General features: G+C 60.4%; 14 protein-coding genes and 1 tRNA gene. 11 read left to right on the forward strand and 4 right to left on the reverse strand.

The annotated features are described in order from the left end of the window. Positions 1-36: 36 nt before the first annotated feature. Positions 37-462 (reverse strand): LPP20 family lipoprotein, encoded by a 426-nt coding sequence (locus LA321_RS01765; protein WP_042028052.1) that lies wholly within the window; start codon positions 460-462, stop codon positions 37-39. Positions 463-472: 10 nt separating this feature from the next. After that, on the reverse strand, positions 473-1093 hold the full coding sequence (locus LA321_RS01770; protein WP_042028055.1) for a FlgO family outer membrane protein: 621 nt from the start codon (positions 1091-1093) through the stop codon (positions 473-475). Between the two features lie 200 nt (positions 1094-1293). Here LA321_RS01770 and LA321_RS01775 point away from each other — a divergent pair, with 200 nt between their 5' ends. Both LA321_RS01775 and LA321_RS01780 read left to right on the forward strand, forming a co-directional pair. After that, positions 1294-2445, forward strand: coding sequence for a flagellar assembly protein FlgT (locus LA321_RS01775; RefSeq protein WP_042073228.1), 1152 nt, complete (start codon positions 1294-1296; stop codon positions 2443-2445). Positions 2446-2495: 50 nt separating this feature from the next. Then, a tRNA-Arg gene (locus LA321_RS01780) sits at positions 2496-2572 on the forward strand. A 155-nt stretch (positions 2573-2727) separates the two neighbouring features. Here LA321_RS01780 and LA321_RS01785 read toward each other — a convergent pair. Continuing rightward, positions 2728-3552, reverse strand: coding sequence for a DUF2877 domain-containing protein (locus tag LA321_RS01785; protein ID WP_082043463.1), 825 nt, complete (start codon positions 3550-3552; stop codon positions 2728-2730). Positions 3553-3806: 254 nt separating this feature from the next. Between LA321_RS01785 and LA321_RS01790 the strand changes: the two genes are divergently transcribed. The 6 genes from LA321_RS01790 (at position 3807) to LA321_RS01815 (ending at position 10213) form a co-directional block, all read left to right on the forward strand. After that, on the forward strand, positions 3807-4472 hold the full coding sequence (locus LA321_RS01790; RefSeq protein WP_042073230.1) for a cysteine hydrolase family protein: 666 nt from the start codon (positions 3807-3809) through the stop codon (positions 4470-4472). Positions 4473-4566: 94 nt separating this feature from the next. Then, positions 4567-6114, forward strand: coding sequence for an acyl-CoA synthetase FdrA (gene fdrA, locus LA321_RS01795; protein WP_042073232.1), 1548 nt, complete (start codon positions 4567-4569; stop codon positions 6112-6114). Between the two features lie 8 nt (positions 6115-6122). Next, positions 6123-7535, forward strand: coding sequence for a YlbE family protein (locus LA321_RS01800; protein ID WP_042073233.1), 1413 nt, complete (start codon positions 6123-6125; stop codon positions 7533-7535). A 2-nt stretch (positions 7536-7537) separates the two neighbouring features. Then, positions 7538-8494, forward strand: a complete 957-nt coding sequence (locus LA321_RS01805) for a carbamate kinase (RefSeq protein ID WP_042073236.1) — start codon at positions 7538-7540, stop codon at positions 8492-8494. Between the two features lie 63 nt (positions 8495-8557). Next, positions 8558-8953 carry an allophanate hydrolase-related protein gene (locus LA321_RS01810; RefSeq protein ID WP_042073237.1) on the forward strand — a complete coding sequence of 132 codons (396 nt, stop codon included), beginning with the start codon at positions 8558-8560 and terminating at the stop codon, positions 8951-8953. Between the two features lie 15 nt (positions 8954-8968). Further along, on the forward strand, positions 8969-10213 hold the full coding sequence (locus LA321_RS01815) for a cytosine permease (RefSeq protein WP_042073238.1): 1245 nt from the start codon (positions 8969-8971) through the stop codon (positions 10211-10213). A 54-nt stretch (positions 10214-10267) separates the two neighbouring features. Here LA321_RS01815 and LA321_RS01820 read toward each other — a convergent pair whose 3' ends face one another. Then, the gene (locus LA321_RS01820) at positions 10268-11179 is read right to left on the reverse strand and encodes a LysR substrate-binding domain-containing protein (protein ID WP_042073240.1); all 912 of its coding nucleotides are present in this window, start codon (positions 11177-11179) and stop codon (positions 10268-10270) included. A 288-nt stretch (positions 11180-11467) separates the two neighbouring features. Between LA321_RS01820 and LA321_RS01825 the strand changes: the two genes are divergently transcribed. The 3 genes from LA321_RS01825 to LA321_RS01835 all read left to right on the forward strand — a co-directional run bounded on the left by LA321_RS01825 (position 11468) and on the right by LA321_RS01835 (position 16358). Then, positions 11468-12358, forward strand: coding sequence for a DMT family transporter (locus LA321_RS01825; RefSeq protein ID WP_042073242.1), 891 nt, complete (start codon positions 11468-11470; stop codon positions 12356-12358). 120 nt (positions 12359-12478) lie between these two features. After that, complete coding sequence (locus LA321_RS01830) at positions 12479-14416, forward strand: methyl-accepting chemotaxis protein (protein WP_042073243.1); 1938 nt, start codon at positions 12479-12481, stop codon at positions 14414-14416. 490 nt (positions 14417-14906) lie between these two features. Next, positions 14907-16358: an OprD family outer membrane porin gene (locus LA321_RS01835; RefSeq protein ID WP_042028070.1), complete on the forward strand. Its 1452-nt coding sequence runs from the start codon at positions 14907-14909 to the stop codon at positions 16356-16358. Positions 16359-16407 lie beyond the last annotated feature (49 nt).

Genomic DNA, 16407 nt, shown 5'->3' on the forward strand with positions numbered 1-16407 from the left:
TTTTGCCACTTCAACCTATGTCTGCCCAAAGAGGAGTCAGAACTGGCCCGCCATCAGCTGGTTGATGTTATAGAGGGCACGGGTATCGAGTTCCATCTCGGTGGCATAGGTGTTGCCACGCGGATAGGTAGCCACCACCCGGGCACCGCGCACCATACCGGCCACCGACACATCCAATGCGTTTGAAGTCTGGGTCAAATCCTTGTAGCTGCTGTGGGCCCGTACCTGCTGACCGTTGAGCTGTTCGGCCAGCTCGCGGTAGGCGTCCATCTTGGAGGCGCGAATGGCCTGCAACATCTTCTCGGACTGGGAAGGGCCGGGCTGGATATCGATCACCGCATAACCGACCGCCTTGAGCACCGGAAAATCATCGGGCTTGCCGCCCTGGGTGTAATCCACCACCCGGTTGCCACTGCAACCGGCCAGCATCAGGGCCAGCAGGCAACCAAACAGGATCTTCATGACTCGCTCCTTACGGGGTCAGGTTGACCAGATGCCCACTGGGGCCGACCTGGCTGCCCCGCATCAGATAACCGCGGTTGATGGAGGCCCGGCCAAACGAATTGTTGGCACCGACCAGATATTGTTGCGGCACCAGGCTCTGGGCCGTGGTCTCCACCATCTTGGTGCGCATGTCGATGATGCGGGCGTTGACCAGGATCCCCTGCTTGTTGCGGCTGAAGGTACCGACCAGGATGCGGGAGATGGGCAGACGAGAGGAGAGCTCCTTGTAGTTGCGGCTCAGCACGAAATCCCCCTGGGGAGTCACCTTAATGCTGCCGGTCAGCTTGAAGTCCACCACCACTTCTCCACGACGGTTGAGCTCGTAGATAAAACTCTCCTCGATCTGCTGACCCATCCAGTTGGTGTCCTGCAGGGTATCGAGATCGACAAAAGAAGCCACCGCGATGGGCTCGGTCAGGGTGGTAAGAGACTTGCGCTCCATCAACTGATCGGTCATGCGGGCCACCAGCCAGTTGAGTTCCATCCCCTTTGCCGCCTGCCGGGGATCACCCAGATCCCGATTGATGGGGTCGGAGCCGCACCCGGTCAATGCCAGGGCGAGCGCCAACGCCGTGATGAGTTTGTTCATGGATACCTGTTCCTGTATCTGCACCTGATTTGTTATCGGACAACCGGCGCAAAGCTTGAGCCGGGAATGAGGCATGGATCTTGCTTTTTAATTATCGTCCCTGCGCCGCGCAGAGGGCGAACCCGTGTTGTGAATTATGTCGGCCAGTGACGCCATTGCATCAAACAATGCCCTCTGCCCGCCTCTTCAAGGTATCTGTTATGAAATTACCGCTGCTGTTGACCCTGCTGCTGGCCAGCCTGAGCGCCCATGCCGAGCTTATTGAAGCCCAGGGCAGCGCCGCCATTCTGGGGGATGAAGCCTATGCCCGCGAGCAGGCGACCCGCGATGCCCTGCGCCAGGCACTGCTGGCGAGTGGCGCCGCCGTCTCCAGCATCCAGCGCCTGGAAAATGGCAGCCTGCGATCCGAGCAGATCCAGATCCGCTCCGGCGGCGACATCCGTCAATACCGGCTCAAACGGGAAGAGGTGCGCAACGGCCGCATGTACATCACCCTGGTGGCCGACATTCAGGCGGAACGCCAAATCTGCCAGACCCAGCATTATGCCAAGGATTTGACGCTGGTCAGGCTGCGCATGCGCAATCCGGACCAGGCGAGCTATGGCGCCCTCGACGACATGCCCGCCAATCTGTCGCGGCGCATGTTCGAGAACCTGGCGAACGCCCCGCAAGGGGTGGCCGTGCGCCAGTGGCTGGACGAAAACCTGCGCATCGATCCGCTTCATCTGCAACAGGGGGATCGCAGCGCCCTTGAGGAGATCAAGGCGCTGAGCCTGCGCACCGACAGCCAGTATCTGGTGCTCGGCAGCATCGACGACCTCTCCATCGAACCCCAGGGCAACCAGCTGACCAGCTGGTTTGAAGATCCGGTGCGCAATTTTCGCATGCAGCTCTATCTGTTCGACGGTATCAACGGCTCCCTGCTCAGCCGCAAGGAGTATCAGGGCCGCGCCACCTGGACCTTTGACAAGCGGGCACAGGTGGGCAGCAGCGGTGGCCAGTTCTGGCAATCGAGCTACGGCCAGGAGGTCAATTACCAGCTGCAGCAGGCGACGCAGGATCTGGTCAGCCAGCTCAGCTGCGCCCCCGTCACCGCCCGGATCGTCGGCCAGAATGAACGGGGCCCCTACATCAATCTGGGCAGGCGCAACGGGGTCAAGCTGGGGGATCAATTCCGCGTCCAGCACAACGCCGACTTCATCGACCCTTACGGCAAGTCGCGCATGATGCGCAACCCGGCCGCAGGATTGTTCGAGGTGGTGCAGGTGTTCGACGATGGCGCCATCATCAGCAGCCAGAACAAATATTCGCCATTCAACATCCAGAACGGGGACTTGGCAGTATTGGAATAAGAATCAAGGGTTTAAAAGGGAGCGGCTTCTTGTATAATGCCCGCCACAAGGCTCCCGTAGCTCAGTAGGATAGAGCGGTCCCCTCCTAAGGGACAGGCCACTGGTTCGACTCCAGTCGGGAGCGCCATACAAAACAAGGGGTTGGCATCGTCATGGTGCCACCCCCTTGGTCATTTTGGTTCAGAACAATATGTGAATATTCAGCCGTGACGTGATGGCCCTCAAGCCACACCAGGAAATGCAGCAATATTCCGTATCAGACCCATCTGCGACAAGCCGTAGCTATCTTGCCCGTTCACGGGCAAGGCTCAGCGCATATCGAACACCGCACAGCATGTCATGACCCGATGAGTGACCATAATCGGCAACCTGTTCGATGGCCGTGAAGATGTCATCTCCTCGCGCTGCCGCCAGTTGCAGCAAACGCTCGCCATAATGGCCTGCGGCTCCCCATCTCAGCATGGCTGCGCTAATGTCCGTCGTGCGACCAAGCAGTGAGCTCAGGACGACGATTAGCTCGTCACGACGTGGATGGGCCTGGTTCTCCAGCGCAAATAACACTCCCAACAGAAAATCATCGCCGGATGGGGTCAAACCATGGCCATAACCGAGCAAGGAAATAAGTGCCGGGGTCAGCTCGTCTTCCACTCCCCCCAACCCGTTCCCCAGCATCGCCAGCGATGCGGTCAGATAGTCACGATCCTTACCATGCCACTGCGCCCAGAAGCCGCCAGCAGGAGGATTCTGCACCAAGAAGTGATCCAGTGCAGACAACAGGGTTGTGCCCAGGATTCGCTCTCCTGTCAGGCAAGTCGAGTGCCATCGGCAACCAGCTAATGCGATCTCGCCGTCACGCCCCTGGAGCGTACTCCCGCACCAGCGCCAACGGCTACCCGGTTGCAATGCATCAGGCAGCTGCCTCGTTGCAAGCACCACCCCTGCAGGAGGCAACGGCATGTCACATACCAGCAGCGTGAACCATTCCCCCTGGCATGAGACCAGATTACAACTGCGCTCGAAGCGGGAGTGCACGGTCAGAATACTCGAAACAGGAATGGCCCGAACACGTTCACAACCCCGCACAGCGGAAAGGGAAAAGAACGACAAAAGATGCTCCTTGAATACAGATTGGCGAAGCAGATCACAGTTCCGGGATCCTCTTTATCGATAGTCACATCCGGAGGAATGGAGGCCTGCCCTGGCGCAACACCAGTGGTGATCGCGGTTTGCGCCATTGTGCCACCGTGGTGAAATGCCATCCCTCAAATCTTTTGTTGGTTGGAGCCAATTTCTTTCTGCGCAGCCCCGCTTAGCCCTCCATAGACTGGCCACATGAATCATCCATCCCGTAGGAGAACACCATGAACAAGCGTATCAGTGCACAGCCTTTCGATTTCACTTTCGACCCGGCCACCACCGCCCTCATCGTGATCGACATGCAGCGTGATTTCGTCGAGCCCAATGGATTTGGCCATGCCCTGGGGAACGATGTCTCCCTTGTGCGACGGGCCATCGACCCCTGCCGCAAGGTCCTCGACGCAGCCCGTGCCAACGGCATGCTGGTCATCCACACCCGCGAAGGCCACCGCCCGGATCTGACCGACTGTCTGCCCGCCAAGCTGGTTCGCGGCGGCAAGCGTTTCATCGGTGAGCAAGGCGCCATGGGCCGCATTCTGGTGCAAGGGGAAGCGGGACACGACATCATCCCGGAGCTCTATCCCATCGCGGGCGAACCGGTGATCGACAAGCCGGGCAAGGGGGCATTCTACTCCACCGACCTGCACCTGATTTTGCAAGCGCGCGGCATCCGCTCGCTCATCATCTGCGGCGTCACCACCGAGGTCTGTGTGCAGACCACTGCCCGTGAAGCCAACGACCGCGGTTATGAGCTGCTGATCCCGGCCGATTGCTGCGCCTCCTACTTCCCCGAATTTCACCGGGTCACCCTCGAGATGATCCAGGCCCAGGGCGCCATCGTCGGCTGGGTCAGCGATTCCGCACACGTGGTCACCGCCCTCAAGGACTGACCCCGGGGGCTCACAGCCCCGTTCTCTACTGACTGACAGAGGGCCCGTGACCGGGTCCGGGCCTTCTACACCCGTTAATTACGGAAACACCGGCATGTTGCATTACAAAATCTATTCAAATCTCTACAAGGACTCCGTCTCGCTGATGCAGATCTCCTCCCGCCTGAGCGGGTTGGAGGGCGTGCGTCAGGCCTCGGTCGCCATGGCAACCGAGGCCAACCTCGATCGGATGCGCGATGCGGGGATGGCGCTCTCCGTGGTGGCCAAACCCAGCGATCTGCTGATCGCCTTGCTGGCCGATGAAGCCATTGGCCTGCAGGCACTGGCACTGGCCGACGAACTGCTGCGTCCGGCACCGGTCGACGACGCCCCCGGTGCCGTGGGCCTGCGTCCCACTACCTCCCTGGCCATGGGCAAGGAGCGCGACAGCGACGCCAACTTCGCCCTCATCTCGGTACCCGGTCGCTACGCCGCCGCCGAGGCGCTCAAAGCGTTGCACCTTGGCATGAACGTCATGCTGTTTTCAGACAATGTGCCCGAAGCACAAGAGCTCGCCATCAAGGAGTTTGCTGCCCGGCAAGACCTGCTGGTGATGGGGCCTGATTGCGGCACTGCCATCGTAAACGGTATGCCGCTGGGGTTTGCCAACGTGGTACGCCGCGGCACTATCGGTCTGGTGGCGGCTTCCGGTACCGGTCTGCAAGAGGTGAGCTGCCGCATTCATCATCTGGGTGAAGGCGTCTCCCAAGCGCTTGGCACCGGCGGGCGTGATCTGCACGAGGAGATCGGCGGCCTGAGCATGCAGCAGGCGATCCGAATGCTGGCAGCAGACCCCGACACCCGCCTGATCACCCTCATCTCCAAGCCACCCGCAGAAGCGGTGAGCCAGCAGGTACTGGCCCTGGCCCGCGAGTGCGGCAAACCGGTCGTAGTGCATTTCCTTGGCGCCGACTGCGCCGCGCTGGCAGCGCAAGGTGTCATCCCTGCCGCTAGCCTGCAACATGCAGCCGATGTGGCCGTCGCCATCCTGCGCGATGAACCGCTGCCCTCCTCCACCAGCCTTGATGACGCTGCACTGGATCAGGTGCAAAGCGCACTCGGCGCCATGGCGCCAGGGCAGCGGGATATTCGCGGCATCTTTGCCGGGGGCACCTTCTGTTACGAAGCCCAGCTAGCCCTCATCGCAGCCGGTCTCGCCTGCGAATCCAACGCGCCGGTCAAAGGCGCAAGCGCGCTGCAAGACCCCGCCCGTGGTTACGGCCATAGTCTAGTGGACATGGGGGATGACGAATTTACCCAGGGTCGCCCCCACCCCATGATCGACCCGACCCTGCGCAACGCTCGTCTGTTGCAGGAAGCCGCCGATCCCGCCACCGCCATCCTGCTGTTTGATGTGGTGCTGGGCTACGGCGCCAGCCTAGATCCCACCGGTGAGCTGCTCGCCACGCTGGCGCGTGCCCGCCACGAGGCCGAACAGACCGGACGCCAGCTTATCGCCATCGCCCACGTCTGCGGTACAGAACTCGATCCCCAGCCGCGCCAGCAACAGATCGATCGTCTGCGCGAGGCTGGCGTATTGATCGCCCAAAGCAACATGCAAGCCGCCCAGCTCGCTGCCCGACTGGCCCTGCAACTGAAGTGAGAATCAAGATGAGCATTCAATCCGCCAATCCCCTGTTTCAACAACCGCTCCGGGTGCTCGGTCTGGGCCTGCAGGGCTTTTCCGACAATCTGATCGACGCCGGAGGCCAGGTATTGCATCTGGCCTGGCAGCCGGTCGCCGAAGGGGATGATGCCGCCAACTGGACGCTGGCCACCCTGCTGGAAGATCCGCGTATTCAGGCTGCCAACGAGCAGGCGATGCAACGCTACCTCGAAGCCCAACCCTCACTGATCGGCGTGAGCGTTGCCAGCCGCGAAATCGAGGCGCTGCGCGGCAAGCGCCGCATTCTGCACGCAGGCCCTCCCATCGATTGGAGCGAGATGTGCGGCCCGATGCAGGGTGCCATCGCCGGCGCCATCGTGTTCGAAGGCTGGGCCCCGGATGTCGACAGCGCCATGGCCATGGCCGCGCGGGGCGATGTTGCGCTCGAGCCCTGCCACCACTATCAGGCGGTCGGCCCCATGTCCGGCATCATCAGTCCCTCCATGCCGGTCTGGGTGGTGGAGAACCGCGCCCACGGCAACCGCGCGTTTTGCAACTTCAACGAAGGGCTCGGCAAGGTGCTGCGCTTTGGCGCCAACAGCGACGAGGTGCTGACTCGCTTGCGCTGGATGGGTGACGTGCTGGCCCCGACTCTGGCTGCCACGCTCGAACAGTGCGGTGAAATTGAGCTCAAGCCGCTGATCGCTCAGGCCCTGCACATGGGAGACGAGTGCCATAACCGCAACGCCGCGGCCAGTGGTCTGCTGTTCAAGCGCCTCGCCCCGACTCTCGCCAGTCTGGCCCGCGGGCCCGAGGTGCTGGCGTTCATCGCCGCCAACGATCACTTCTTCCTGAACCTGTCGATGGCCGCCTGCAAGGTGATGCTTGATGCAGCGCACGGTGTGCCTCACAGCACCATGGTGACCGTGATGGCCCGTAATGGCGTCAACTTCGGCATCCGCCTCTCCGGCACCGGCGCTCGCTGGTTCCAGGCTCCGGCCAATCCGGTCAACGGTCTCTTCTTCCCGGGATTCGGCGTCGATGATGCAGCCGCCGATCTTGGGGATTCCGCCATCACAGAAACGGCAGGGATCGGCGGATTCGCCATGGCCGCTTCCCCTGCCATCGTCAAGTTCGTCGGCGGCACCCCGGCCGATGCCATCGGCCACAGCATGGCGATGCAGCAGATCACCCTGGCCCAGCACCCGGCCTTTACCCTGCCTGCGCTTAACTTTGCCGGCTCGGCCACTTGCATCGACGCCCGCAAGGTCGTGGATCGCAACATACTGCCGGTCATCAACACAGGGATCGCTCACAAGCAGGCCGGTGTCGGCCAGATTGGTGCGGGGATCACCACAGCGCCGCTCGCCTGCTTCGTTACTGCCCTCTCGGCCATCGCCGACGAACTGGAGTCATAAACATGCAGAAGAAAAAACTCGCCGTCGTCGCCGTGGGCGGCAATGCCCTGATCAAAAGCCGTGATGAAGTGGCCCTTGACCAACAGTACGACGCAGTTGCCGAGACCGCTCGCCATGTGGCTGACCTGATTGCAGCTGGCTGGCGGGTGGTGCTGACCCACGGCAACGGGCCGCAAGTGGGCTTTATCCTGCGCCGAAGCGAACTGGCTAGCGCTGAAGTGCCGACCGTGCCGCTCGAGTACGCCGTCGGCGATACCCAGGGCGCCATCGGCTTTATGTTCCAGAACGCCCTGGGTAACGAGTTGCAACGCCGTGGACTGGCACAGACCAAGATCATAGCGCTGGTCACCCAGACTCTGATCGATCGCCGCGACCCGGCCTTTGCGCATCCCGACAAACCCATAGGCGCGCACATGAACCAGGCGATCGCCGAACAGCTGGCGGCCGAGCAAGGGTGGCAGATTGCCGAAGATGCCGGCCGTGGCTGGCGGCGGGTGGTTGCCTCCCCGGCACCGCTTGGCATCGTCGAGTCCCCCACCATCCGCGCCCTGCTTGAGCAGGATGCGCTGGTCATTGCCTGCGGCGGTGGCGGCATTCCGGTGGTGAGGGAAGAGGACGGCTCTCTGCGAGCCGCACAAGCGGTCATCGACAAGGATCGCGCCTCTGCCCTGCTCGCCATCGAGCTGCAGGCCGACATGCTGCTGATCCCGACCGGTATCGAGCAGGTCGCCATCCATTTCGGCACGCCGGATCAGCGCTGGCTCGAGAACCTGAACCTTGCCGAAGCAACACTGCTGCTGGCCGACGGTCACTTCGGTGCCGGCAGCATGGGCCCCAAGGTGGAGGCCATGCTGAGCTACCTCAAAGGTTGTCCGGGCGGAGTGGGTCTTATCACCAATCCGCCCTCCATGGGGAAGGCGGTGCTTGGCCAGGCCGGCACCAGTTTTCTGGGTCACTGATGACAGGCGGGGCCGGGTGCCCCGCTACGAGACACATATCACCACACACGTTAAGGAGTACTCATGTCTGATAACAAGGTTCTGCTCGCAGTCAACGGCACCCTGATGCGCGGCCTGGAGCTGAATCCCAACATGCTGGCCGTCGGCGCCGAGTTTGTCGCCGAGTCAGCCACCACTGCGGATTACCGCTGCTGGAGCATCGGCGATTGCCACCCCGGCATGGTTTGTTTCCCCGGTGAAGGGGCCGAGATTGCCCTGGAGCTGTGGGCTGTGCCGCCCGCCGGACTTGGCAACATCCTGCAAAAAGAACCCGCCGGCCTCTCCATTGGCAAGGTCACCCTGAAAGATGGTCAGGAAGTGCTGGGCGTACTGGCCGAGCCCTGGCTGGTCGAGGGACAGCGGGAGATCACCGAAACCGGCGGCTGGCGCAATTACACAGGTCACCACCACATCGACTAAGCAAAGGAGTTCATCATGCGCAAAACCGACACGAGCCCGGGAACGGCATCCGGCCTGCACATCACCATGATCCTGCTGGGCATCGCCATGACCCCGGTGCTTCTCTCCTCATCCAGTCTGGGTAACCAGTTGCAGGAGGGGCAGCTCATCAGCGTCGTGGCGCTGGGGGGGCTGATCCTGGCCATCCTCTCTGCCATCACCATCAGCGTGGGAGAAAAAGCCCGACTGCCAACCTATGGCATCGTCAAGTTCTCTTTTGGCAACAAGGGGGCGACTGCCATCAACATCCTGATGGCCATCAGCCTGTTTGGCTGGATTTCGGTCACCGCCAACATGTTCGGATACACGGTGCAGGATCTGCTCGCCCAGCAGGGCTGGTCGGTACCAGCGCCCCTGCTGGTGGCTATGGGATGCGTGATCTTCACCGCATCGACCGCCTTTGGCTTTGCCGTTCTCGGCAAGGTGGCCCAGCTGGCCGTGCCCGTGATTGCGCTGATGCTCTGCTACATCCTGAGCGTGGTACTCGACACCCCGCCCGCTCCCATTGGCGATGCCCTGAGCAGTATGGAGACCGGTGTTGCGGTTTCAAGCGTGGTCGGCACCATCATAGTTCTGGTGGCCACCCTGCCCGATTTCGGCAGCTTCGTGCATAACCGCAAGCATGCCCTGATCGCCGCAGCGCTCACCTTTATGATCGCCTACCCGCTCCTGTTCTGGGCTGGTGCTACCCCGAGCAACATCACGGGTCAAGGTTCCCTGCTGGGTGCCATGGCGCCACTCGGTGCGGCACTGCCGGCAGCACTGTTACTGGTCTTTGCCTGCGTCACCGGCAACGCCGGCAACATGTTCCAGGGGACATTGGTGGTCTCCACCCTGCTTGAGCGCATCCCCAAGTGGCAGATCACCGTAGCGCTGGGGATACTGGCGACCCTGGTCGGCAGCATGGACATCATGAGCTGGTTTATCCCCTTCCTGCTCTTTTTGGGCATTGCCACCCCGCCGGTGGCCGGCATCTACATCGCCGACTTCCTGCGCTATCGTAGCCAGGGCTACGACGAGCGACTGCTGGCCCAGGAACCACCCATCAAATGGAGCACCTTTGTGGTCTGGATCCTCGGCTCGCTGGTCGGCTTCCTGACCGCCAACGGCGTCATCACTCTGACCATGATCCCGTCGCTGGACTCCATTCTGGTGGCAAGCCTCGGTTATCTGGCGCTAAGTCGCCGCCCGGCACTGCTCGCCGATAAACGGGCTCACTGATCCCTCACATACCAAAAAGGCCGCATCTGCGGCCTTTTCATAGCAGAACCAGCGCTAGCCGAGTGGCCCCAGCAACCCCTGTTGCAAGGCCGGATCACGCAGTTGCCGCAACCACCAGCTAAAGCAGGGACGCGTATGTTGACGCTGCCAGGCCAAAAACAGAGGCGTGGACTGTTTGGGGGCTTCCACCGTCATCACCTGCAGGCGACCATCGTCGATAAGCGGTTGACCAAAATGACGTGGCACAAAGCCGATGCCGATCCCTTCGGCCTGCAGCGCCAGCTTGCTGTGAAAATCAGGCACCTGCAGCGCCTTCTGACCACGCAGCAGCCAGGCCTCCTTGGGCTTGAGCTGTACCGAGGTATCTCGAATGCAGATGGCCGGATAGCGGCGCAGGGTTCGCTCGGTCAGGGGTTGGGGCAATTGTGCCACCGGATGGCGCGGGCTCACGGCAAACACCCACTCCACCATCCCCATCGGCTCTGCGCCGATCTCGCTATTGGCAATCACCTGATTGGGCGCCCCTACAGCGATATCGGCCCGCTTGGCCAGCAGAGCATCCCACACCCCGCCGTGCACGTCGATGGCGAGCTGGATCTCAGTCTGGGGAAAAAGAGCCTCACATTCACGTAGCAAGGGGGTGAGAGGCGCCAGCGAGAGGATGTTGTTAAAAGAGAGGCGAATCGCGGGTTCAACCCCCATGGCAATCAGGCGGGTGGAATCTTCGAGGCTGCCAAGCTCGCCCAGGATCAGCTCCCCGCGCTTGATAAAGTGGTAACCCGCCTCCGTCAGCACCAGTTGCTTGCCTTGGCGCTCGAACAGACTGACACCGAGGGCATCTTCCAGCTTATGCAGGGTGTAACTGAGAGCACTGGGTACCTTGTGCAACTCCTGGGAAGCGGCGGCAAAACTGCCACAGCGGGCAATGACAATAACAACCTTGATCGCGTCGGCGGTAATAACCATGCATAACAGCTCCTTTTCGGGAGCGTAATATAACATCACCAGTCATCCAGTTTTTTGACCACCGCCATCAAGACAGAAAAAGGTACCCAAAGCAGGTCACTTTTCCACATGCATTTGGGGTTATTTCTGGCCATGTTCAGGCATCAGCGAGATCACCGATGGCCGGAATACGGCCAGTTCTATGGCCTTTACGCTTTTTGGATAAAAACCCCATCACCGAAAACAAAACCTCTCTGCTAGACTGGCCCTCTTTTTTATCATGTCGTGCATCTTGCAAAGGAGTGTTGGATGTCTGCTTCTTCCTGGTGGGACAGGTCCACCGGTTTCGCCCTGCTGACCATACTGCTGTGGGCCTCTCTGGCGGCCCTCACCTCCAGAATCACCAGCGTGTCGCCACTGGTATTGGTGGGTCTGGTGCTGCTGTTTTGCGGCGTAGGGGCCTTGCCATTCTGGCGCCAGTGGCGGGCCAGCCCTCTCACCTGGCTGGTCACTGTGACTGCCCTCTTGTTCTACCACCTGTTGTTGTTCATGAGCTTTCGCCACGCTCCCGTGCTGGAGGCAAACCTCATCAACTACCTGTGGCCCCTGTGCATCATATTGTTCACCCCCCTGCTGCTACCGGGTCACCCGCTGCAGGCCCGCCACCTGTTGGCCGGAGCGCTCGGCCTGGCCGGCTCCGTGCTGGTGATGGTCAATGGCGAGCTGCAACTGCAACAGGCCTATCTGCCCGGTTATCTGCTGGCACTCGGCGCCGCCATCATCTGGGGCGGCTATTCCGTACTCTCACGCCGGCTTCCCCCGGCGCCGGCGGTCGTGACGGCGGCAGCCTGCCTGCCCGCGGGCTTGCTAGCATTGCTGCTGGCCTGGCTACAGGAGGGGCCCTTGCCCCTTACACAGATCCCGACCGGTGACTGGTGGCTTATCGTCGGATTGGCGATCGGTCCCATGGGGGCTGCCTTCGTCACCTGGTATCTGGCGCTGCGGGACGGAGATCCACGCCGGATCGGAGCCCTTGCCTATCTCACGCCACTGTTGAGTACTCTTCTACTGGTGCTGCTCAACGGCGAGCAGCTCACACCCCGCCACCTGCTGGCCGGCACCCTCATCATGGGGGGGGCCCTGCTCGGTATGCAGGGCAAACGAACCACCCCGGCACTGACAACGGCACACCCGAAGTAACGGTCGGGAGCCTGGCGCCCTTGCCACCAAGGCGCGCAAGGCTCCTGTCATAAAAATGCCACGCATCCTGTTTAGCCTCACGCCATGCTCCCCATGGTCTGTGCATACAGGAAGATCACAGTGAAAATCGCCCATTACGCCACCCTCTCCTCCCTCGTCTTGTTGCTGGTTGCTGGAGGGCAGGCGTTGGCCCTGCTCCACGGCTGGCAGCAACTGGGCCAGAGCAATCTCGCCCAACAGCAGCATGAGGCTCGCCAGCAACTGATCACCGTCTCTCTGCAAGATACCCTGCGCGCCTATCTGGATAGTGGCGATCCGCAACGACTCACTGAAGCGCAGGCGCTGCGCCAGCAAGCACTGGAAAGTCTGACGGGACAACCCGATGCTCTGGCAGGGCCACTGCGCCAGCAGCTGGCAGCGATGGAGCAGCGGATCGCGCACGACTATCTTGCCGCCGGCAAGCTCTCCGGCAACAGCCAGTCACTGCTGCAACATGCCGAAAGCGAGCTCGCTAGCCAGGCCATTGCCCTGTTGCGTTACGCCGGGTCGGGCAACTCCGACGAGCAAGGGGCTGTCGCCCGGCAATACCGGGAGGGAGCCGCCACCGTGCTGGCCAGCCTGCCGGCGCTCGCTCATCTACGCGAGCGTTACATGACGCAGGGCAACGACAAGTTGCTCGAGGGGATCCGCTTCGAACTGGACGCCCTGCAAAAACAGACGGAGCAGCTGCAAGCCCTGCCTCTGCTCGGCCGCTATGAAGAGGCACCAGCCGATGAATTCACCCTGGGTGAGCCGCAGCGCCAGGAGCTGGGTGAGCAGCCCCGCAGCGAACTGCTGTCGCTGATCAAACGTTACCCACAGGAACTGGCCAACAGCAGCAAGGCGCTGAGACAGCAACAGGCGGGCCGTCAGGCGATACAGGAGGACATCTTGCAGATGCTGCAGGCAACCGGGCAGATGGGAGAACAGCTCGCCCAGGCGCGTCTGGCGGTGACCCGCCACCTTGCCACCATACTGGGTTCCCTGGCGTTGTGTCTGGTGCTGGTCGCGCTGCTGTTTGCCCTGGTGCAGCGCCGCTGGCTGCTCAGGCCACTGCTGCGGTTGCGCAGCGCCTTCCTGCTACTGGATCAGACCGGCCAGGCCGATCCCCTGCCGACGGGGCGCGAGCGCAACGAACTGGCGGATATCGTCGCCAGCTACAACCGTCTGATCGGACGCCTGCAGCAGGAGCAAAAACACAAGGCCGGCCAGCTGTCGGCGGTATCCACCAGCTTGCAGGGCATGGTCAATCAGGTCGATGAAATCCACCAGAGCACCCGCACCACGGAGCAGGTGGTCGACGAGAGCGGTCAGATGATGGGAGAGCTCAACCAGCTGGCCAGCGAAGTGCATCAGGTCGCAGCCGAGATAGCCCGGCATGCCCATCACAACGAACAGGCGATGAGCGAGAGCGAAGGGCTGGTCGGCAATATGCTGCACGCCACCCATCAGACCGGGCTCGCCATCGACGAGAGCGACGAGGCCCTGCGCGCGCTCAGGGGATCGGTCACCGAGGTTTCCGCCATTGTCGATGTCATTGGCCACATCGCCCAGCAGACCAATCTGCTGGCCCTCAATGCCGCCATTGAAGCAGCCCGGGCCGGTGAAGCCGGACGGGGATTTGCCGTGGTCGCGGATGAAGTGCGCACGCTCTCGGCCCATACCCAACGTTCCCTTGACCAGATCACCGACATCCTGAAACGGCTGACCCACTCGGGTGAGCAACTTGCCACCGTGCTGACCCGCATCACCAGCGAATCCGGCAGCCAGCGGGTCCAGGCCGAGCGGTTGCGCCAGACTACCCTGGCAGTGCGGGAAATCGCCCGCAACACGGCGGTGATCGCCCTGCAGGGGGCGGACAACGCCAAAAGCCAGGAGCACAAGCTTGCCAACTTTGCCGACCTGATCGCCCGCATCCATCAACATGCGCACCAGGTCAGCCAGCTGTCGGTCCAGGTTTCATCCCACATCCATCACCAGGCCCAGCAGATCCCCCGCATCCTCGGCCAGCAAGGCTAATCCGCACCATTCGCCCAACTCACTCCGCCATGGCGGGGTGAGTTTTTTTGTATCGCAAAATTATATGTTGCATACGGGTTATACCCGCACCGGCATAACCCTGCAGGATACGCAGGTTCCACCACCCTGACGGCAAGCAAGAAAACGTTCTCATTGCCGTCATACGGGGGATGAAACGGTATGAGAGCGGCCGTCACGATTATTTGCACTCGGTCATATTTTTGAAACTTGGTGGGAACTTTTAATTGATATTTCGCACCGCGAACGTACTCTTGAGTTGTCCGATAGCCAAGGATCGGAACACAAAAAACACAATTAGTGATGAACAGAGCTGCCCACCGCAGATGTGCCAAGACGTCGCGGCTGCAGACCAGATACAACGATTTTTTTGCCCTTCGGGGTTTTGATTGCAATGCCAATACCGAGCGGTAGGCCTGCTGCCAACTGCCGGAACAAAAAAGCTAAGTCCATAAAATCAGGAGCAATAGAAATGGAAAAAGTGATCTTCAAGCGCGCCGCTTTGAGTGCCGCTGTGGTAGCCGCGCTGGTCGCCCCCGGTATGGCGTTGGCAGCCCAGGACATGATGAGCCCGGAATACGGCAAATCCTATGAAGCCTTCGTCAATGATTCCAAACTGACTGGCGGCCTCTTCTACTTCCAGCGTGATCGTCAACGCGTGGAAGGCCCCATGATGGCAGACCCTAACAATCCCGGCAAAGAGATACCGAATCCCAATACGGGGCGTTATAAATCCAACCTTAGCCATGCAACTGCCCAAGTTGCTCTTAACTTCAATTCTGGTTATGCCTGGGACATTATCGGCTTAGATCTGGGTGGATTTGCGGCCTATGACTTCTCCGTTGACGAATCAAATGGGGTTAACGAAGAAAACGAATTTTCTTTCTGGGGTGACAGCTGGTCACAAACCGATGGCGTACCTGAAAATGGTGCGAGCCTTTCCACTGCTGCCCTAAAACTTAAATTCATGGATGGTGCGATCACCGCTAAAGGCGGTTACACCCAGCTCTACGTACCGGGTCAGATTGGTGTCAACTGGTCCTACCAGCCGGGTACCTACCGTGGTGGCCAGGTTGAAGGTAACTTCGGTGGTCTCTACCTGACTTACGCCATTGCTGATGAGTACAAAGCTCCATGGTTTAAGAATACCAATGGGTTCTCCAAAGCTGGTAACTACGCTGGCGCAGACACCCAATACTCCGATGAAAACAAAATCGACTATATCCACGCCCTCGCTGCTCGCTACACCTTTGAAAATGGCACCGCCGTTACCGGTTCTTTCGGTCAGTCCGAAGGCTATATGGATAGCTACCATTTCAAACTGGCACACAAGTTTGACATCTTGGGTGGTTTGAATACCAGCTACCAATTCTATGGTTCTGACACCACTGGCAACAATGACTATGATGGCTTGGCATGGCAACAAGCATTGACCGCAGCATGGGGTATGGGCCCGTACGGCTTCCGCCTGGAAGGGATGTGGACCAAAGCGGAAGGTGATATGGGGAACTATCTGCCCCGTTTGACCAAAGGCTATGGTAATTCCCAAGGCGCGAACGAAATTTGGTGGGATTCCCGCTCCGACTGGAATAACAACAATGAGAAAGCTGTATTTGCTGGTGTAACCCGTACTTTGGATGACTTGGTTGGAGCTCCGGGCTGGACCGTTGGTGTGTCAGGGGCCTATGGCTGGGATGCTGAACACGGCACCGATCCGAACCGTAAAAATGGTGAGGAGTGGGCGACCAACTTCGACGTTATGTACACAGTTCAAGATGGCAAGCTGAAAGGTACCCTGTTCAAGCTGCACTTTACTGACTACAACAACAAACAAGACGAGATGGGTAGCTGGTACTATCCGAACATGTTCACCTCTGAGCGTGACGTCAAGTTCCACATCATCATGCCGTTTACCATCATGTAAGCAGGCAATGATTATCAGCAAACCGGGCCAGTCGGCCCGGTTTTCTTTT

It is taken from the genome of Aeromonas enteropelogenes (assembly GCF_020097295.1).
Taxonomy (GTDB): domain Bacteria; phylum Pseudomonadota; class Gammaproteobacteria; order Enterobacterales; family Aeromonadaceae; genus Aeromonas; species Aeromonas enteropelogenes.